The organism is Sphingomonas sp. PP-CE-1A-559, assembly GCF_004340965.1.
Lineage (GTDB): Bacteria > Pseudomonadota > Alphaproteobacteria > Sphingomonadales > Sphingomonadaceae > Sphingomonas.
In genome coordinates this window covers 630105-649396 of sequence record NZ_SLYA01000003.1, presented here as the reverse complement: position 1 = coordinate 649396, position 19292 = coordinate 630105, and the positions used below count along the sequence as shown (strand labels likewise).

The following is a 19292-nucleotide window of genomic DNA, read 5'->3' as shown; positions in this document are numbered from 1 at the left end:
GAAAGGTGGCGCCCTCCCCTAACCCGGCGCGATGCCCGACCTTCCCGCGACCGAGACCGAAGCCGCCGCCGAGCTGAAGACGCTCGCCGCGCAAATCGCGTATCATAACGCGCGCTATCACACCGACGACGCGCCCGAGGTCAGCGATGCCGAGTATGACGCGCTGGTGCGGCGCAATGCGGCGGTCGAAGCGGCGTTTCCGGCTGCGGTGCGGAGCGATTCGCCTAGCCGGACGGTGGGTGCGGCGCCCGCGGGGCATCTCGCGAAGGTCACGCATGCCAAGGCGATGATGAGCCTCGACAACGCGTTCGCGGACGAGGAGGTCGAGGAGTTCGTCGCGCGCGTGCGCCGGTTCCTGAAGCTGGCGGACGACGCGCCGGTATCGCTGACCGCCGAGCCGAAGATCGACGGGCTGTCATGTTCGCTGCGGTATGAGGATGGGCGGCTGGTCCAGGCCCTCACGCGTGGCGATGGCCAAGTCGGCGAGGACGTTACCGCCAACGTTCGCACGATCGGCGATATTCCCCAGCAGCTAAAGGGTGAAGCGCCCGCGATCTTCGAGGTTCGCGGAGAGGTGTATATGGCGAAGGACGACTTCGCCGCGCTCAACGCGCGCCTGCTCGCCGAGGCCGAGGAGAGCGGCAAGGACGCGCGGCAGTTCGCCAATCCGCGCAACGCCGCCGCCGGGTCGCTGCGCCAGAAGGACGCGAGCGTCACCGCGAGCCGGACGCTCCGGTTCCTCGCGCATGGCTGGGGCGAGGCGAGCGTCGTGCCGGGCGAGACGCAGGCCGAGGTCGTCAACACATTGCGCGGCTGGGGCTTCCCGATCGCCGAAGGGTTCGCGCGGGTCGAGGGCACCGATGCCGCCCTCGCCGTGTACCGCAAGATCGAAGCCGAGCGCGCCGACCTGCCGTTCGACATCGACGGCGTGGTCTACAAGGTCGACCGGCTCGATTGGCAGGCACGACTCGGCCAGGTCGCGAAGGCACCACGCTGGGCGATCGCGCACAAATTCCCTGCCGAGCGTGCGCAGACATTGCTCGAAAAGATCGACATCCAGGTCGGCCGCACCGGCGCGATGACTCCGGTCGCGCGCCTCTCCCCCGTCACCGTCGGCGGCGTCGTCGTGACCAACGCGACGCTGCACAATGCCGACGAGATCGAGCGACTCGGCGTGCGGCCAGGCGACCGCGTGCTCGTCCAGCGCGCCGGCGACGTAATCCCGCAGATCGTCGAGAACCTGACCCCCGACGCCGAGCGCGAGGCGTATGTCTTCCCGCATGTCTGCCCCGAATGCGGATCCGCCGCCGAGCGCGAGGAAGGCGAGGTCGTCTATCGCTGCACCGGCGGGCTGATCTGCCCGGCGCAGCGCGTCGAGCGGTTGATCCATTTCGCCTCGCGTCACGCGTTCGACATCGGTGGACTGGGCCAGACCTTGATCGAGGCGTTCTTCCGCGATGGGCTGATCGAGTCGCCCGCGGACATCTTCCGCCTAACCGAGGAGCAACTCGCCGCGCGCAAGAAGGACGGGCGCGTGTGGGCGGCCAAGGTCATCGCGGCGATCGAGACCAAACGGACGATCCCGCTCGACCGTTTCCTGTTCTCGCTCGGCATCCGCCACGTCGGCGAGATTACCGCGCGCGACCTCGCGCGACGCTATGTGTCGGCGCGCGCGCTCGGCACGGTGCTCCGCCACGCGGTGTTCCTCCGCAGCCAGATCGAACCGGTGATCGGCGAACCCGAGCGGAAGTTCGTCCTCCGTCGCGACAAGCTCCTCGTCGGCGCGATCGAGACCGCGGGGATCGGCCCCGAGGTCGCCAGCGCGCTCGTCGGCTTCTGCGCCGAGCCGCACAACCGCCGAGTCGTGTTCGACCTGTTGCGCGAAGTGAAGCCCGCGGACGTCGTCCACGAAACCCGCGAGTCGCAGGTGACGGGCCAGATCCTGGTCTTCACCGGCAGCCTCGAAACACTGAGCCGCGACGAGGCGAAGGCGCAGGCGGAAGCGCTCGGCGCCCGCGTGGCCGCGTCGGTGTCGAGCAAGACGGGTCTCGTCATTGCCGGGCCGGGTGCTGGCTCGAAGCTCAAGAAAGCCACCGACCTCGGTATCCGCGTGATCACCGAGGCCGAATGGGCGGAGATCGTCGCCGCGAGCTGAGGCGCGGACCACACTCCCCACATTGGTTCCGGCTGCCCCGAAAGGGTTCGATTGCGTGGCTTTTTTGCAACGCACAATGACCGAGTGTGTCTGTGACACTTCCCGACTCGCCAATGTCACAGAACCGAAATATCCCGCGTGCAGGGGCGCGGCAGGCCGAACGAAAAGTCGCGGATCTCGAGCAGAAGCTCAAAGGGGAACTTCAATGCGTAACAACCTATTCCTGGGAGCGGCAGCGATCGCGCTGATCGCCCCGATGGCCGCTTCCGCCCAGGAAACGACCTCCTCGATCCGCGGCACTGTGACCGCGAATGGCGCGCCGGTTAACGGCGCGACTGTCGAGATCACCAGCCCCTCGACCGGTTCGCGCTCAACCGCGACCACCGATGGTTCGGGCACGTTCAACGTCAACGGTCTCCGTCCCGGCGGCCCCTACACCGTTGCCGTCGCTGCAGCTGGCTATGGCAGCAAGCAGGTCACCGACGTCAACATCACCGTCGCGCAGGCGTTCGATCTGCCGATCGATCTGGCCACCGACGCTGCTGGGGGCGCCGACGAGATCGTCGTGACCGCCGCCAGCCTGCCCAACGCGCGCTCGATCTCGCAAGGGCCGACGACCGTCCTCAACGCGCGCCAGATCGCCAACATCGCTTCGGTCAACCGCGACATCCGCGATCTCGAGCGTCGCGATCCGTTCGCCCGCCTCGACGACAGCCCCTCGGGCGGCCGTTCGGTCTCGTTCGCCGGCCAGAACGCGCGCTATAACCGCTTCACCGTCGACGGCGTGTCGGTCAGCGACAATTTCGGCCTGAACAGCGATGGCCTGCCCAGCCGCCGTTCGCCGATCCCGCTCGATGCGATCGGCCAGTTTCAGGCACAGGTCGCACCGTACGACGTCCGCCAGGGCAACTTCCAGGGCGGCGCGATCAACATCGTGCTGAAGTCGGGCACCAACGACTTCCACGGCACCGGCTTCTACTCGCAGTCGCGCGACGAGTTCGTCGGCAAGCGCACCAAGGACCTGCGCGTCAGCGTCCCCAACTTCAAGACCGAGAACTACGGCGCCGAGCTGTCGGGCCCGATCATCAAGGACAAGCTGTTCTTCATGGTCGCCGGCGAGCGCCTTCGCGGCGGCCGTCCGATCGCCGAGGGTCCGACCGACAACAACGCCGGCACCAGCATTCTGGGCATCAGCCAGGCGCAGGTCGACCAGATCAGCGCGATCGCGAAGTCGGTCTACAATTACGACACCGGCGGCGTGCTGCGTAACCTCGGCGACAAGGACGACCGCGTCGTCGCCAAGATCGACGCGAACATCACCGACAAGCAGCGTCTGTCGCTGACCTACACCTACGCCAACGACGCCATCAACCTGCTGCAGAACACCTTCCCGACCGCACCGACCGGTCTGGGCCTGGCGTCGAACGCCTATATCCAGGGCAACCGCCTGCACACCGGCGTCGCGCAGCTGAACTCGGAATGGTCGGACAGCTTCTCGACCGAAGTCCGCGGCTTCTACAAGAACTACACGCGTATCCAGGATCCGTTGCTCGGCCGTGGTTTCGCGCAGTTCCGTGTTTGCACCAACCCGACGAGCACGGCCGCGACAGCGGGCCTGACCGTCTCGCCGACCGCCTGCGAGAACAACGCCGGCACCGTGTCGTTCGGTCCTGACAGCTCGCGCCAGACCAACGAACTGCGCACCGAGACATGGGGCGGCCTGGTCCAGGCGCGCCTGACCATGAACGACCATGACGTTCGCGTTTTCACGGAAGTATCGAGCGTATCGATCTTCAACTCGTTCCTGCAGAACAGCGCGGGCAGCTATTATTTCGACTCGATCGCGGACCTCCAGAACCGCAATGCGGGGTCGTTTGCGTACGGCAACGCGATCGTGGGCAATAACGGCCTGGCCGCACTCGATCCCAATGCCGCCGCAGCACAGTTCGGCTACCAGAGCTACACGTTCGGCGTGATGGACTCGTGGAAGGTTACGCCAACGCTGAACGTCAGCTTCGGCGCACGCTACGACCTGTATGCGATGGACGACAATCCGCCGCTCAGCGCTGCCTTCGCCAGCCGTTATGCGAACGGTGCGATCGTCAACGGCCAGCGCATCAACATCAACAACAACAGCGCGAACATCTCCGGGTTCGACCTGTTCCAGCCGCGCGCCGGCTTCGACTGGAAGCCATCGCAGCGTATCAGCATCCGCGGCGGCGGCGGCGTCTTCGGCGGCGGCACCCCCGACGTCTATGTGTCGAACAGCTTCTCGAACACCGGCGTGCTGACCAACTCGTTCAACGTCAGCCGCACGGCGACCGGGTTCAACGGCTTCCCGGCCGGCACCCCGGCTGCCACGCAGGCAGCTACCGCCTCGGCCCTTCTGACCGGCGTTACCGGTACGTCGGTTCCAGCCGCGGCCAACACGTTCCTGACGGGTGGTTCGGTTCCGGCCAACTCGACGGTCAATGCGCTCGACCCGAACTTCAAGATCCCGTCGCAGTGGCGCGCCACGCTGACGGGCGAGTATAGTGCAAACCTCGGCCCGCTCGGCGACAACTGGGTATTCGGTGCCGATCTGCTGTACTCGAAGGTTCGCAACCAGGTGTATTTCACCGACATCCGTTCGGTGCCGATCGCCGGTTCGCTCACCCCAGACGGCCGCCAGCGCTACCAGAACCTGATCGATGGCGGTGCGACGAGCACCAACACCAACACCGATATCCTGCTGACCAACACGAACAAGGGCCGCGCCTACATCGCGGTCGCGCGTCTCGACAAGGCATGGGATTCGGGGCTGAGCATCAATGGCAGCTTCACGTACCAGGACGTCAAGGACGCAGCGCCGGCCACGTCGTCGACCGCGGGTTCGAACTATTCGAACGGTGCGTTCGTCGATCCCAACAACGTTGCCTATGGCATCTCGAACGACCAGGTTAAGTACTTCTTCAAGTACGGCGTGAACTACGACCACGCCTTCTTCGGGGACTACAAGACCACGTTCGCGCTGTTCGGCGAATCGCGGATCGGTCATCCGTTCAGTTACACGTTCCAGGATTTCGGCAACAACGGCAGCGGCCGCGCGTCGGTATTCGGTACCACGGGCGTCAGCTCGAACTCGACCACAGGCGGCAACCGTTACCTGATGTACGTGCCGACACTGGACGATGCGAAGGTTTCGTACAGCAGCGCCGCAGTCCGCGATGCGGTCAACGCGTTCATCGACTCGTCGGGTCTCGGCAAGTATCGTGGCAAGACTGCGCCGCGCAACGGCTTCAACTCGAAGTGGTTCACGCGTCTCGACCTTCATGTCGCGCAGGAAATTCCGACCTTCGTCGGCGGCTCGCGCGTCACGCTGTTCGCGGACATCGAGAACTTCACGAACTTCCTCAACAAGAACTGGGGCCAGCAGCGCGAGTACGTGTTCCCGTACAACACGCCGGTTGTCCGCGTGCAGTGCCTGCAGACCGCGGTGCCGACCGGCATCGCGCCAGGTGCGGCCAATCCTGCCGGTGGCACCTATGGCGCCGTGGCGACCAATGCCGGACAGGCTTGCGCACAGTATCGCTACTCGCCAGTCGGCGGCAGCGCGAACTTCACGCCGCAGCCTGACCAGGTGTACGTGAACCAGTCGCTCTACTCGATCCGTATCGGTGCGCGCTTCACGTTCTAAAGCGCGTCCGACCTGATCGGTCGAATTGGCCGCCGCTTCCTTCGGGATGCGGCGGTCTTTTTCGTTTTGCGGCCTAGCGCCCGACCAGACCGTTCGGCTTTTGCGTGTGCCTTGCACGGCGTGTAAGACGGTGGGCCAATGGCTAATTCTTCCGCCCCGCCCCCCGGCTCTTCCGCCTTGAACTCCACTCGGCGCCTGCCCTTTACCGCACGGCCGTTCTTCGAGAACAAGGCGCGGGCGTTCTGGATCCTCCAGGCGGTTGGCTGGAGCGGGTATCTGCTGCTGCGCGGCGTCGTGTCGATCTCGAACGGGCTGTCGCTCGACGGGGTGATCCCGGTGATCGTCGAGGCGATCGTCGGATATTGCATCACGCTGCTGCTCTCGACGATGTACGGCCAGTATCGGCGGATGAACCGGCTGGTCGGGATGTTCCTGACGATCGCGACGCTCGCCGCCGCGACGTTCCTGTATGCGGTGCTCGATGCGTTCACCTTCTCGTTCATCGCGACCGCGACGCCGGGGGTGACCCTCACGCGGCTGCTGGGGTCGGTGTACGTCACCTTCACGGTGCTGTTCGGGTGGTCGGCGCTGTATTTCGGGATCAACTTCTACCTGATCGTCGAGCAGCAGATCGACCAGATGGAGCATCTCGAGAACCAGGCGTCGTCGGCGCAGCTGGCGATGCTGCGCTATCAACTCAATCCGCATTTCCTGTTCAACACGCTGAACTCGATCTCGACGCTGGTGCTGCTCAAGCAGACCGAGCGTGCGAACGCGATGCTGAGCCGGCTGTCGTCGTTCCTGCGCTATACGCTGGCGAACGAGCCGACCGCGCACGTCACCGTCGCGCAGGAGGTGGACCAGCTGAAGCTGTATCTGGAGATTGAGAAGATGCGCTTCGAGGATCGGATGCGGCCGAAGTTCGACATCGATCCGCGTGCCGAACGGGCGCGACTGCCGTCGCTGCTGCTGCAACCGCTGGTCGAAAACGCGATCAAATACGCCGTCACACCGCAGGAGGAAGGCGCCGAAATCTGCGTCGAAGTGCGGCTCGCCGGGGAACGCGTGCAGATCGCCGTATCCGATACCGGTCCGGGCTTGATCGAGGGCCGGATCGGTTCAAGCCAATCCACAGGCGTGGGGCTCGCTAATATTAGAGACAGGTTGGCTCAGGCATATGGGCCCGACCACCGTTTCGAAACCCGCTCCACGCCCGCTGGCGGCTTCTCGGTCGAGATCGAGATTCCGTATCAGCTTGAAGACGTGAACAGAGAGGCCGCATGACCATCCGTACCATTCTCGTCGACGACGAGCCGCTGGCGATCCAGGGGCTGGAACTCCGACTCCAGGCCCATGAAGACGTCGAGATCATCGAAAAATGCTCGAACGGCCGCGAGGCGATTCGCGCGATCAAGACGCACAAGCCCGACCTGGTTTTCCTCGATATCCAGATGCCGGGCTTTGACGGGTTCTCCGTCGTGCAGGGCCTGATGGAGGTCGAGCCACCTCTGTTCGTGTTCGTCACCGCATATTCGGACCATGCGTTGCGCGCGTTCGAGGCGCAGGCGGTCGATTACCTGATGAAGCCGGTCGAGGAATCGCGGCTGGCGGATACGATCGAGCGGGTTCGGCAGCGTCTGTCGGAGAAGCGCGGCGTCGAGGAAGTCGATCGGTTGCGCGAAGTGCTGGCCGATGTCGCGCCGGATGCGGCGGCGGACATGCCGGATGGGGATGCGGTGTCGGCGAACCGGTTCGAGAAGCTCATCAACATCAAGGATCGCGGGCAGATCTTCCGCGTCGATGTGGATACGATCGAGCGGATCGATGCGGCCGGCGATTACATGTGCATCTATACCGGCGATAATACGCTGATCTTGCGCGAGACTATGAAGGATCTGGAGAAGCGGCTGGATCCAAGGCGGTTCCAGCGGGTGCATCGGTCTACGATCGTGAACTTGGATCTGGTGAAGCAGGTTAAGCCGCATACTAACGGGGAATGCTTCCTGGTGCTGAATTCGGGTGCGAGCGTGAAGGTTTCGCGGTCGTATCGTGATGTGGTGGCGCGGTTCGTTCACTGAGTTCGAGCCCGTCGTCCTAGCCGCGTCCCCGTCATCCTGACGAACGTCGGGATCCAGAGCCATTGAGGGCAACGCTTGTTACCCTGGATCCTGACTTTTGTCAGGATGACGGACGCCGGGGGTATGGCCGGGGCGAGCGTTCGGGAGCGCGCTCTTCCACGTCCGTCCCTGCCGATCGAGGTCCCGACTTTCGTCGGGATGACGGGGGTGCGCTCCCTTAGCGGGCGCTTCCCCCGTTTCCCGTTGCCATTAACCAGTCCCTAAACCCCGCGGCCTAGAGCGGGGGGATGAAGACGTCGGGTTACGGCCTTTATCCGCATGCGCTGATCAGCCTGCCCGCTTTGGTGATGGCGACGTCGTGCGTGCCGGCGGATCGGCCGGCGGCGATCGCTCGGGTCCAGCCGGAGCGGAACTCGCGTGCCTTGCTGAGCCGGATGGCGTTGCATGTGCCGGATGATATCTCGGCGAAGATCGCGACGGCCGCGCCTGAGGCACCGTTTGCGGCTGCGGTGCCGTTCGTTGCTCCGCCGTTTCTGACTTCCAACTCTGTCGACGATGCGAGCCGCGCTGCGGAGTGCCTGACGGCGGCGGTGTATTACGAGGCGCGGTCGCAGTCGGAGGATGGCCAGCGCGCAGTGGCGCAGGTGGTGTTGAACCGGGTGCGTGACCGGGCTTTTCCGAACAGCGTTTGCGGGGTCGTGTATCAGGGGGCCGAGCGGCGGACCGGATGCCAGTTCAGCTTTACCTGCGATGGCTCGATGAACCGTGCGCGCGAGCCGGGGGCTTGGGATCGCGCGCGGGCGGTCGCCGCGGCTGCGCTGGACGGGAGCGTGTATGCACCGGTTGGGGCGGCGACGTCGTTTCATACGACGAGCATCCTGCCGTGGTGGGCGTCCAGCCTTGCGCGGATCACGACGGTCGGGGCGCATGTGTTCTATCGCTGGCAGGGGGCGTTGGAGCGGGCTCTGACGTTTCGGCAGGCTTATGCTGGGGTCGAGCCTGGGGTTCGGGGTGTTGGTTTGGCGAGCGGTGGCGTGGCGGCGGTCGCGGCGCAGGTTGCTGGGGTTTCGGTGCATTACGGTAATCGGGACGACGTTGCGGACTCGGGTGCGGAGCCGGGCGATGTGCTGCACGGGGTGACGGTGCACCGGGGGGTGTTGCGTTCTGGCTCGGCGATGGCGGGCGCGGCGGTTGTGCAGACGCGGTTGGTTTCGGGGGTGCGGGTTCACGTTGGTGGGAGCGCAGCGTTACTTGGCGGCGGCGCGAGTTCGGACGCGGTCGTCTCGGACGAGACCTAGCCTCGACGTTGCACCACCCCGGCGGAGGCCGGGGCCCAATTGGAAAGGTGGTCGTAACGGAGCACCGTCCATCGTTACCGACGTTCCCCAATTGGGCCCCGGCCTTCGCCGGGGTGGTAGTACATTGCGCGAACTGCCTCTTCTTATTCCCCTGCGGAGACGGGGGTCCAGGATCTCGGGCGGTGGCGTTTGTGATCCTGGGCCCCCGCCTTCGCGGGGGAACTAGCTCCGCTCGATCGAAGGCTTCGGCTCCCGGAACGCCCAAACCCCTCCCCTCGCAAAACCATGCTGCATCTGCTAACGGGACGCGCATGCTGAACCTGAACAATATCACGGTGCGCCTGGGCGGACGCGTTATCCTCGATGGCGCCACCGCCGCGTTGCCGCCGGGCTCGCGCGTCGGGCTGATCGGGCGCAACGGCGCGGGTAAGTCGACGATGGTGCGCGTGATCGCGGGGCAGTTGGAGCCCGACGACGGCTCGGCCGACATGCCGAAGGGCGCGCGCATCGGCTACCTCGCGCAGGAAGCGCCGCACGGCGTGAAGACCCCGTTCGAGACCGTGCTCGAAGCCGATCTGGAGCGCGCCGCGCTGATGATCGAGAGCGAGACCAGCGAGGATCCCGACCGGCTCGGCGACGTGTACGAGCGGCTGATCGCGATCGACGCCTACACCGCGCCCGCCCGCGCCGCGCAGATCCTGCTCGGGCTCGGGTTCGACGAGGACATGCAGGCGCGCACGCTCGACAGCTTCTCGGGTGGCTGGAAAATGCGCGTCGCGCTCGCTGCGTTGCTGTTCTCGCAGCCGGACCTGCTGCTGCTCGACGAGCCTTCGAACCATCTCGATCTCGAAGCGGTGATGTGGCTCGAGGACTTCCTCAAGGGCTACAAGGCGACGATCGTGGTGGTCAGCCACGAGCGTGATTTCCTCAACAACGTGGTCGATCACATTCTGCATCTGCAGGGCGGCAAGATCACGCTGTATCCCGGCGGCTACGACGCGTTCGAGCGGCAGCGTGCCGAGCGGCTCGCGCAGATCGAGGCGGCGCGCGCCAACCAGGCGGTGCAGCGCGAGAAGCTGCAGGAATATATCGCCAAGAACTCCGCGCGTGCCTCGACCGCGAAGCAGGCGCAGTCGCGGCAGAAGATGCTGTCGAAGATGCAGCCGATCGCCGAGAGCTATAACGATCCGACGCTGTCGTTCGGCTTCCCCAACCCGACCGAACTGCGGCCGCCGTTGATCACGCTCGATATGGCGACGGTGGGCTATGCCGACGTGCCGATCCTGAAGCGGCTCAACATGCGGCTCGATCCCGACGACCGGGTCGCGCTGCTCGGGCGCAACGGCAACGGCAAGACCACGCTCGCGCGGCTGCTGGCGGCGCAGTTGACGCCGATGGACGGCGAGATGTCGTCGTCGGGCAAGATGAAGGTCGGGTATTTTACGCAGTATCAGGTCGAGGAACTCGATCCGACCGATTCGCCGATCGAGCATATGTCGCATCTGATGAAGGGCGCGACTCCGGCTGCGGTACGGGCTCAGTTGGGGCGGTTCGGATTCTCGGGCGACAAGGCGACGACTCGGGTCGGCAAGCTGTCGGGTGGCGAGCGGGCGCGTCTGGCGCTGGCGCTGATCACGCGCGATGCGCCGCACCTGCTGATCCTCGATGAGCCTACCAACCATCTCGACGTCGATGCGCGCGAGGCTTTGGTGCAGGCGCTCAATGCGTATACCGGCGCCGTGGTGCTGGTCAGCCATGACCGGCATATGCTCGAGCTGACCGCGGATCGGCTGGTGCTGGTCGACGATGGGACGGCGAAGGAGTTCGACGGCAGCCTCGACGATTACATCGCGTTCGTCCTGAAGGGCGATGGCGGCAAGGGCGATGCGGCGTCGAAGGCGGACAAGAAGGCCGGCAAGAAGGCTGCGGCCGAGGCGAAGAGCAACGATGCGGCATTGCGTAAGGCTCTGCGCGAGATCGAGGAGCAGACCGCGAAGTTCACCAAGGAGCGGAATGCTCTGGATCGCGCGATGGTCGATCCGGCGAACGCCGAGCCGCGGTTCTCGCGGATGTCGATGGGGGATCTGAGCAAGCGTCGCGCCGAGGTGCATGCGAAGCTCGAGGCTAGCGAGGCGAAGTGGCTCGAGGCTAGCGAGGCTTTGGAGGGCGTGGAGGCTTAACCTTCTCCTTACGCCCCTCCCTGGAAGGGAGGGGTTGGGGGTGGGTTGGGTTCCGCGTGTTCAGGCGGTTGCGGCTCAAGCTGGCCTACCCACTCCCGACCCCTCCCTTTCAGGGAGGGGGGAAGATCGGGTCAGCCTTCGTCTTCGGCCGTCGCTGCCGGACGCTCGAACCAAGCCTCCACAGGCCCGACCAGCTTCAGTGTCAGAGCGTTGCCGTTGCGGTCGACCTTCTTGCCGAGCGCGACTCGGATCCAGCCTTCCGAGATGCAATATTCCTCGACGTCGTGGCGCACCTTGTCCTTGAAGCGGATGCCGATGCCGCGCTCGAGCAGCTCCTGCTGGAAGAACGGGCTGCGCTGGTTGATCGACAGGCGATCGGGGGGCGTGTCGCCGGTTGCGGCCGGGGTGGCGGCGGCTTCGGTCTCGGGGGTGTTTGGCGTGTCGGTCATGGTCGCGCGTCTAGCGGCAAGCACCGGGGGCGCGCCAGAAAAAAGGCACCGGACGCAAAAGAGGCGCCGGGATTGCTCCCGACGCCTCCGTGCGATCGTCTGATCGGGTCAGCTGCAAACCTGCACCGAGACCCGGTCGCCATAATAGGGATCGACGCGCCACTCGTTCCAGCACCGCGGGCGGTAATCCTCGCGGTAGTAGGTGCGGACCGGCGGGCTGTAATACGCCACCGGTGGCTGCGCGTAATAGCCGCCATTGTAGTAACCGCGGTCGTAGTACCGATTGCGGTTGTTGCTGCTGGCGATCGCCGCGCCGACACCTAGCCCGAGGATGCCGCCGAGCACTGCCGCACCGGCCGCGTTGCCGCCGCGATGATGATAGCCGCCGTAGCCGCGCCCATAGCCGCCGCGGCCCCAACGCTGCGCGTCGGCTGGTGCTGCCGCTGTCAGAGCCGTTGCGGCGAGTGCTACGCCGAGGCCTGCCTTCTTGAAAAATCCGTTCATCTCTTCCGAACTCCGTTACTAGTTACGCCCGGTCCGCTTGGGACAAACGCATAAGTGTCCGACCGTGTTTCAGCATTTAGGCGATTCGGTCTGAACTGGTTCGGAACGGCTTGTTAACCCACGGTATAGCTGGCGGAGACGGTCCCGTGCGGGGACACGGCGGGCGGTGCGCTTGCTGGGCAATTTACGAATATCGGATAAGGTGCGGCGATGCGCAGGATGATGACGATGCGAGCGATCGCCTTTGCCGTGCTCGGCGGGAGTGCGGTGCTGATCGGTGGGCTGGCCTTGTCCGGGTCGCCGGTGAAGGTTCGGGCGGTCGAGGCGCCTGCTCGAGTGGCTAGGGCTCCGGTGGCGCCGCTGATTGCGAAGGCGGCGCCGAAGCCGGTTGCGGTCGCTGCGGAGGACCCGGCCGATGCGTATGTCGTGAAGCGAGTGCTGAACGTGCCGGAGCCTTTGCGGCATGGGGCATATTATTGGGATACCGAGGGCGTACCCGAGGGGCCGATCGTGATCACGGTCGACCTGGTGGCGCAGACCTTGTCGATCTTTCGCAGCGGGTACGAGATCGGGACGGCGGCCGTGATCTATGGTGCGGACGAGAAGCCGACGCCGCTTGGCGTGTTCAAGATCACGCAGAAGGACGCGCATCATGTGTCGAACCTGTACGGGGCGCCTATGCCGTACATGATGCGGCTGACTAATGATGGGGTTTCAATTCATGGCAGTGCGCTGATGGATGGGAAGTACGCTACGCATGGGTGCGTTGGCGTGCCGACTGCTTTTGCGAAGCTGATCTTCGAGCAGGTTAAGCTGGGGGATCGGGTGATCGTTACGAGTGGGGAGATGTTGTCGCGGGGTGGGCGGATTACTGCTGCTTGAGGGTGGGGCGGTTTTGAGTTCGGCCCACGTGCCTTCACCTTCGCCGCCTTGGCGTTTCTTCCTCTCCCGGTGGGAGAGGAACCTTTAGTTTCCTGGACTAGATTTGGTTCGCCACGTCGCCGTAGAGGCCGCCGCTCCCCCCTCCCTGGAAGGGAGGGGTTGGGGGTGGGTCGGCCAGCTTTTGCCGCAGCCGTGCCATGATGCGGAAACCGACCCACCCCCGGCCCCTCCCTTCCAGGGAGGGGGGAAGAATTAGGTTGGCCATGCCTTTTGCGCACAAACAGAAAAAAGCCGGAGGTTTCCCCCCGGCCCTTCTTCATTTCCCGCCCAGCGCGACACGGCAAAGCCGCGTCGTCGGACCTCGCTTGAGCGAGGCCGGCCGAGCTCCTGAGGCTCAGCCGGCTTCGCCTTTGCTGGCCTCAGGCGCTCTGCTTAGCCCGGCTTGCCCGCTTGCGCTCGTTGGCATCCAGGAAGCGCTTGCGCAGGCGGATCGACTTTGGCGTGACTTCGACCATCTCGTCGTCGTCGATGTACGCGATCGCCTGCTCCAGCGTCGCGCGCTTCGGTGGCGACAGGCGGACCTGGTCGTCCTTGCCGCCGCTCGCGCGGAAGTTGGTCAGCGCCTTGGTCTTCATCGGGTTGACCTCGAGGTCGTCCGGCTTGGCGTTCTCGCCGACGATCATGCCCTCATAGAGAGCCTCGCCGTGGCCCACGAACAGGATGCCGCGCTCTTCGAGCGGACCCAGTGCGTAGTTGTTCGCCTCGCCCGAACCGTTCGAGATCAGCACGCCGTTCTTGCGGCCTTCGATCGCGCCCTTGTGCGGACCGTACTTCTCGAACAGCCGGTTCATGATGCCCGTGCCGCGCGTGTCGGACAGGAATTCGCCATGATAGCCGATCATCCCGCGCGACGGCGCCGAGAAGGTGATGCGGGTCTTGCCGCCGGTCGACGGACGCATGTCGGTCAGTTCGGCCTTACGCGTGTTCATCTTCTCGACGACGGTACCCGAATGCTCCTCGTCGACGTCGATGATGACGGTCTCGTACGGCTCGGTCTTCTTGCCGTTCTCGTCCTCGCCGAACAGCACGCGCGGACGCGAGATGCCCAGCTCGAAGCCCTCGCGGCGCATCGTCTCGATCAGCACGCCCAGCTGAAGCTCGCCGCGGCCCGCGACTTCGAAGCTGTCCTTGTCGGCCGCCTCGGTCACCTTCACGGCGACGTTCGACTCGGCTTCGCGGAACAGACGCTCGCGGATCATGCGGCTCGTCACCTTGGAGCCCTCGCGGCCCGCCATCGGCGAGTCGTTCACGGCAAAACGCATCGACAGCGTGGGGGGATCGATCGGCTGCGCGTGCAGCGGCTCGGTCACCGTGATGTCGGCGATCGTGTCGGCAACCGTGGCGACCGAGAGACCTGCCAGCGAGATGATGTCGCCGGCCTTGGCTTCGTCGACGGGAACACGCTCGAGACCACGGAACGACATGATCTTGGACGCACGGCCGGTCTCGATGATCTTGCCATCGTTATCGAGCGCGTGGATCGCCTGGTTGGTCTTCACGGTACCCGAATTGACGCGACCCGTGAGGACGCGGCCGAGGAACGGATCGCGGTCGAGCAGCGTGACGAGGAAGGTGAACGGCACGCCGGCGACTTCCACGGCGGGCGGCGGCACGTGCTTCACGATCGTCTCGAACATCGGGATCAGCGTGCCTTCGCGCGCGTCCATGTCGGTCGAGGCATAGCCGTTGCGACCCGATGCGTAGAGCACGGGGAAATCGAGCTGGTCGTCGTTCGCGTCGAGCGACACGAACAGATCGAACACTTCGTCGAGCACTTCCTGGATGCGCGCGTCGTTACGATCGACCTTGTTGACGACGACGATCGGCTTCAGGCCGAGTGCCAGCGCCTTGCCGGTGACGAACTTGGTCTGCGGCATCGCGCCTTCCGACGAATCGACCAGCAGGACGACGCCGTCGACCATCGACAGGATGCGCTCGACTTCGCCGCCGAAATCGGCGTGACCGGGCGTGTCGACGATGTTGATGCGGATGCTCTCGGACTCGCCGGGAGGAGTCCAGTCGACCGAGGTCGGCTTGGCGAGAATGGTGATGCCACGCTCTTTTTCGAGGTCGTTCGAATCCATTGCGCGCTCTTCGACGCGCTGGTTGTCGCGGAAGGTGCCGGACTGGCGGAAGAGCTGGTCGACCAGCGTCGTCTTGCCGTGATCGACGTGCGCAATGATCGCCACGTTGCGGAGGCTCATGAATGTATTCTCTTGAAACGAGGAACGGGGTTGGCGCGCGCCATAGCGTAATTGTTGCGCCGCGGGAAGACGCAGCGGGATTTCGTCGCCTTTAGAGGGAACCTCCGCGGCGCTTGTATGTTCCGGCGGCGAGAATAGCACGGGGATCGCGGACCGCCAGCATTGCCCTCAACGCGGCGCGTTTGTCGGGGGCGGCGGCATAGTAACGCTGCCAGATCCGCAGCCCCATCCAATAGCCGAGTTCGGGCGGCCAGCCGGCGGGCGGCGTGGAGTAGTTGCCGATCCAGCGGGCATAGGCCTTGGCTTCGGGCGAGCCTTCCTCGGGGTCGTCCTTGTCGGTGAGCTTGCGGGTGAGCGCGATGTCGGCCTGCATCTGGCGCCAGAGTTCGGCCTCGCGCGGGGTGGCCCAGGCGGCGCGGGCGGCGTCGGGCTCCTCGCCGGTGACGAGTTGCGCGATGAAGTCGGCGGCGCCCTCGACCAGGATCGCGGTGAGCAGGGGATCGCGGGCTAGAGTCATGCCAGCGTCCTGCTGGAAGGAATGCACGGTCTCGTGTGCGAAGAAATGGCGGAGCGTCTGGCGCAGTTTCTCGGGCGTCGGCGACATGCGGCACAGCACCTCGAGCCCTAGCACCTGCGCGCCGGGCTTGGCGGTGCCGCCGGAGGTGTTCGCGCCGAAGACTATATAGACTTGCGGGAGCTTCACGTCGGGGAGTGCGCCGTGGAGACCGAGATAGATCGCGCGGAGATCGGCGGTGGCGGCCTTGGCGGCGGGGAGGCAGGTCTTGATCGCCTGAGCATAGCGGGTGGGGTTGGCGGCAATGGCATGCGCGAGCGTGTCCGCGTCGACGATCCGGCCGGGGGCGAAGACGCCGATCCCAAAACTGCCCTTGTCGAGATACTCGCGCTTGAGTTGCGCGGTGGTCGGCTTGCCCTTGGTCTTGGCGAAGAGCGCGGCGAAGCGGTCGGCGTCTTCGGTGTGGATCGTGGCGGTGAGTGGATCGGCTGGCGGGGGGCGATTCGTGGCCGCCGTGGGGAGGAGCGCGAGCGCGAGGATCAGCGGGGGGAGCATGGGGCAGAGTATCGCGTGTTTGCCGTGGCGCCAGAGCGGATATTGCAATCCTCCCCCGCCAGGGGGAGGTGTCGCCGAAGGGGACGGAGGGGGAGGACACGAATCCGGCGTGGTCGCTTGCCGCCCCCTCCGTCAGGCTACGCCTGCCACCTCACCCTGGCGGGGGAGGATCGTGAGGTGGCGGCGACATGCAACGCCCCACCCTCCATTCTATCCACCCCGGCGGGGCCGGGGCCCAGTTGGAAAGGTGGCAATAATGGAGCACCGCCATCCGTTAGCAACGTCCCCCAATTGGGCCCCGGCCTTCGCCGGGGTGGTGGCCTAAGTTAACGGAACGCTTTGGAAAGTCGGAAGGCTCAAAACCCCTCCAGCACGATCTTCCCCTTGGCCGTGTGGCTCTCGATCCGCTCGTGCGCCTTGCGCAGGTTCGCCGCATCGATCTTCCCGAAGTTCTCCGCCAGCGTCGTCCGGATCGTCCCCGCATCCACCAGCCGGGCGACCTCGTCGAGCAACTTGCCCTGCTCGCCCATGTCCGCGGTCTGGAACAGCGAGCGCGTGTACATCAGCTCCCAGTGCACCGAGATCGACTTCTGCTTGAGCGGCACGATGTCGAGCGTCTTGGGATCGTCGATCAGCGCCAGCCGGCCCTGCGGCGCGAGCAGCTCGCCGATCTCGGCGATGTGCTCGTCGGTATGCGTCGTCGAGAACACGAACCCCGGCGCGCCGAGCCCGAGCGCCTCGACCTGCGCGGCGAGCGGCTTGCGGTGGTCGATCACGTGATGCGCGCCGAGATCCTCGACCCAGCCCCGCGTCTCGTCGCGCGACGCGGTGGCGATCACGGTCAGGTCGGTGAGTTGCTGCGCGAGCTGGATCGTGATCGAGCCGACCCCGCCTGCCCCGCCGATGATCAGAATCGCGTTCGCCGCACCGGGAACGGGCTTACGCACATCGAGCCGGTCGAACAGCGTCTCCCACGCGGTGACCGACGTCAGCGGCAGCGCCGCCGCCTGCGCCCAGTCGAGCGACGTCGGCTTGTGCCCGACGATGCGTTCGTCGACGATGTGATACTCCGAATTGGTCCCCGGCCGGTCGATCGCGCCTGCGTAGAACACCTCGTCGCCGGCCTTGAACCCGGTCACGTCCGGACCGACCGCGACGACGACGCCCGATGCGTCCCAGCCCAGCACCTGCGGCTTGCCGTCCGGATCTTCGCGACGCTGGCGGATCTTGGTGTCGACCGGGTTGACCGAAACCGCCTTCACCTCGACCAGCAGGTCGCGGCCAATAGCCTCGGGCTTGGGGAGATCGAGGTCGACGAGCGACTGCGGATCGTCGATCGGGAGCGACTTGGTATAGCCGATGGCGCGCATGCTGGAACTCCTGTGATGTCGCGACCAAGCTGTCCACGCGACCTGCCGGTTTCAAGGAGAGCAGTTGGCAAGCCTCAGTGTATTATCTATATACGCCACTTGAACGCGGGGCGGGTTGCAGCCACGATGCCCCACCGAACGGAGACACGAGCATGGCGACGACCCCGAACACGCTGACGGAAGAGCCGGGCCTGGTGCTGACCCCGCCCGATCCGGTGCCCACGGTTGCGGCTGCGAAGGCGTCCGGGCTCGTGCCCGTCGATGCCGGCGTGAAGTCGCAGCTGGAGGAGCGCGTGTCGGGCTTCGTCACCGACCTCGTCGCGCAGGACGTCAATTCGCCCGAGTTCGGCAAGCGGGTCGACGCGATCACCGCGATGGGCGCGAAGGAAATCCGCGAGGCCGCCGGCCAGTCGAACCGCTTCCTCGATCGCCCGGTCAAGGCGATGGATCAGGAGACTGGCGTCGGCAAGGATCTCGCCGAGCTGCGCCGCGTCGTCGAGGATCTCGATCCGGGCAAGAAGGGCAACCTCACCGCGCCGCAGAAGCTGTTCGGGATCATCCCGTTCGGTGGCAAGATGCGCAATTATTTCGACGGCTATAAGTCCTCGCAGACGCACATCGCGCAGATCCTGAAGAGCCTCGGCTCGGGCAAGGACGAGCTGCTGATGGACAATGCCGCGATCGATACCGAACGCGCGAACCTGTGGGCGGCGATGGGCCGGCTCGAGCAGATGATCCATCTGTCGAAGACGATGGACGCCAAGCTGGAGGACGTCGCCAACGACCTCGACCACAGCGATCCCGCCAAGGCGAAGGCGATCCGCGAGACCGCGCTCTTCTATACGCGCCAGCGCACGCAGGACCTGCTGACGCAGATGGCGGTGACCGTGCAGGGCTATCTCGCGCTCGACCTGGTCAAGAAGAACAATGTCGAGCTGGTGAAGGGCGTCGATCGCGCGTCGACCACGACCGTCTCGGCGCTGCGCACCGCGGTGACGGTGGCGCAGGCGCTGACCAACCAGAAGCTGGTGCTGGAGCAGATCACCGCGCTCAACACGACGACCGCGAACATCATCGATTCGACCGGCAAGCTGCTCAAATCGCAGACCGCACAGATCCATGAGCAGGCGGCGTCCGCGACGATCCCGCTGGAGACGCTGCAACGCGCGTTCCAAAATATCTACGATACGATGGACGCGATCGACGTGTTCAAGCTGAAGGCGCTCGATTCGATGAAGGTGACCGTCGGCGCGCTGTCGAACGAGGTCGACAAGTCGCGTGGCTATATCGCGCGTGCTGAAGGCGCGACGCAAGGCCAGCTAGGCGGACCTTCCGCCAGCCCGTTCAAGCTGGAGGCGATGTAACCC

13 protein-coding genes are annotated in these 19292 nt (G+C 65.3%); 8 read left to right on the top strand and 5 right to left on the bottom strand.

Annotated features, from left to right (window positions below; genetic code table 11):
- Window positions 1–31: 31 nt before the first annotated feature.
- The 6 genes from ligA to C8J42_RS13360 all read left to right on the top strand — a co-directional run bounded on the left by ligA (window position 32) and on the right by C8J42_RS13360 (window position 11387).
- The gene (gene ligA / locus C8J42_RS13385; RefSeq protein ID WP_133020411.1) at window positions 32–2155 is read left to right on the top strand and encodes an NAD-dependent DNA ligase LigA; all 2124 of its coding nucleotides are present in this window, start codon (window positions 32–34) and stop codon (window positions 2153–2155) included.
- 205 nt (window positions 2156–2360) lie between these two features.
- A complete protein-coding gene (locus C8J42_RS13380) occupies window positions 2361–5831 on the top strand; it encodes a TonB-dependent receptor (protein ID WP_133020410.1) in 3471 nt (1156 codons plus the stop codon).
- 138 nt (window positions 5832–5969) lie between these two features.
- The gene (locus C8J42_RS13375) at window positions 5970–7115 is read left to right on the top strand and encodes a histidine kinase (RefSeq protein WP_133020409.1); all 1146 of its coding nucleotides are present in this window, start codon (window positions 5970–5972) and stop codon (window positions 7113–7115) included.
- The gene (locus C8J42_RS13370; RefSeq protein ID WP_031393111.1) at window positions 7112–7909 is read left to right on the top strand and encodes a LytTR family DNA-binding domain-containing protein; all 798 of its coding nucleotides are present in this window, start codon (window positions 7112–7114) and stop codon (window positions 7907–7909) included. Before C8J42_RS13375 ends, C8J42_RS13370 begins: the two co-directional genes overlap by 4 nt.
- 287 nt (window positions 7910–8196) lie before the next feature.
- A complete protein-coding gene (locus C8J42_RS13365; RefSeq protein ID WP_133020408.1) occupies window positions 8197–9207 on the top strand; it encodes a cell wall hydrolase in 1011 nt (336 codons plus the stop codon).
- Window positions 9208–9518: 311 nt separating this feature from the next.
- On the top strand, window positions 9519–11387 hold the full coding sequence (locus tag C8J42_RS13360) for an ABC-F family ATP-binding cassette domain-containing protein (protein ID WP_056051982.1): 1869 nt from the start codon (window positions 9519–9521) through the stop codon (window positions 11385–11387).
- Between the two features lie 131 nt (window positions 11388–11518).
- Here C8J42_RS13360 and C8J42_RS13355 read toward each other — a convergent pair whose 3' ends face one another.
- Window positions 11519–11836 carry a DUF3297 family protein gene (locus C8J42_RS13355; protein WP_133020407.1) on the bottom strand — a complete coding sequence of 106 codons (318 nt, stop codon included), beginning with the start codon at window positions 11834–11836 and terminating at the stop codon, window positions 11519–11521.
- Between the two features lie 108 nt (window positions 11837–11944).
- On the bottom strand, window positions 11945–12340 hold the full coding sequence (locus C8J42_RS13350; protein ID WP_133020406.1) for a hypothetical protein: 396 nt from the start codon (window positions 12338–12340) through the stop codon (window positions 11945–11947).
- A 228-nt stretch (window positions 12341–12568) separates the two neighbouring features.
- Here C8J42_RS13350 and C8J42_RS13345 point away from each other — a divergent pair, with 228 nt between their 5' ends.
- Window positions 12569–13222 (top strand): L,D-transpeptidase family protein, encoded by a 654-nt coding sequence (locus C8J42_RS13345; protein ID WP_243644378.1) that lies wholly within the window; start codon window positions 12569–12571, stop codon window positions 13220–13222.
- Between the two features lie 419 nt (window positions 13223–13641).
- Here the strand turns inward: C8J42_RS13345 and typA are convergent, their stop codons facing one another.
- The 3 genes from typA to C8J42_RS13330 form a co-directional block, all read right to left on the bottom strand.
- Window positions 13642–15486, bottom strand: a complete 1845-nt coding sequence (gene typA, locus C8J42_RS13340) for a translational GTPase TypA (RefSeq protein WP_056051990.1) — start codon at window positions 15484–15486, stop codon at window positions 13642–13644.
- A gap of 91 nt (window positions 15487–15577) precedes the next feature.
- On the bottom strand, window positions 15578–16555 hold the full coding sequence (locus tag C8J42_RS13335) for a hypothetical protein (protein ID WP_133020404.1): 978 nt from the start codon (window positions 16553–16555) through the stop codon (window positions 15578–15580).
- A 356-nt stretch (window positions 16556–16911) separates the two neighbouring features.
- A complete protein-coding gene (locus tag C8J42_RS13330; RefSeq protein ID WP_133020403.1) occupies window positions 16912–17925 on the bottom strand; it encodes a zinc-binding alcohol dehydrogenase family protein in 1014 nt (337 codons plus the stop codon).
- Window positions 17926–18077: 152 nt separating this feature from the next.
- Here C8J42_RS13330 and C8J42_RS13325 point away from each other — a divergent pair, with 152 nt between their 5' ends.
- Complete coding sequence (locus C8J42_RS13325; RefSeq protein ID WP_133020402.1) at window positions 18078–19289, top strand: toxic anion resistance protein; 1212 nt, start codon at window positions 18078–18080, stop codon at window positions 19287–19289.
- The last annotated feature ends 3 nt before the right edge of the window (window positions 19290–19292 follow it).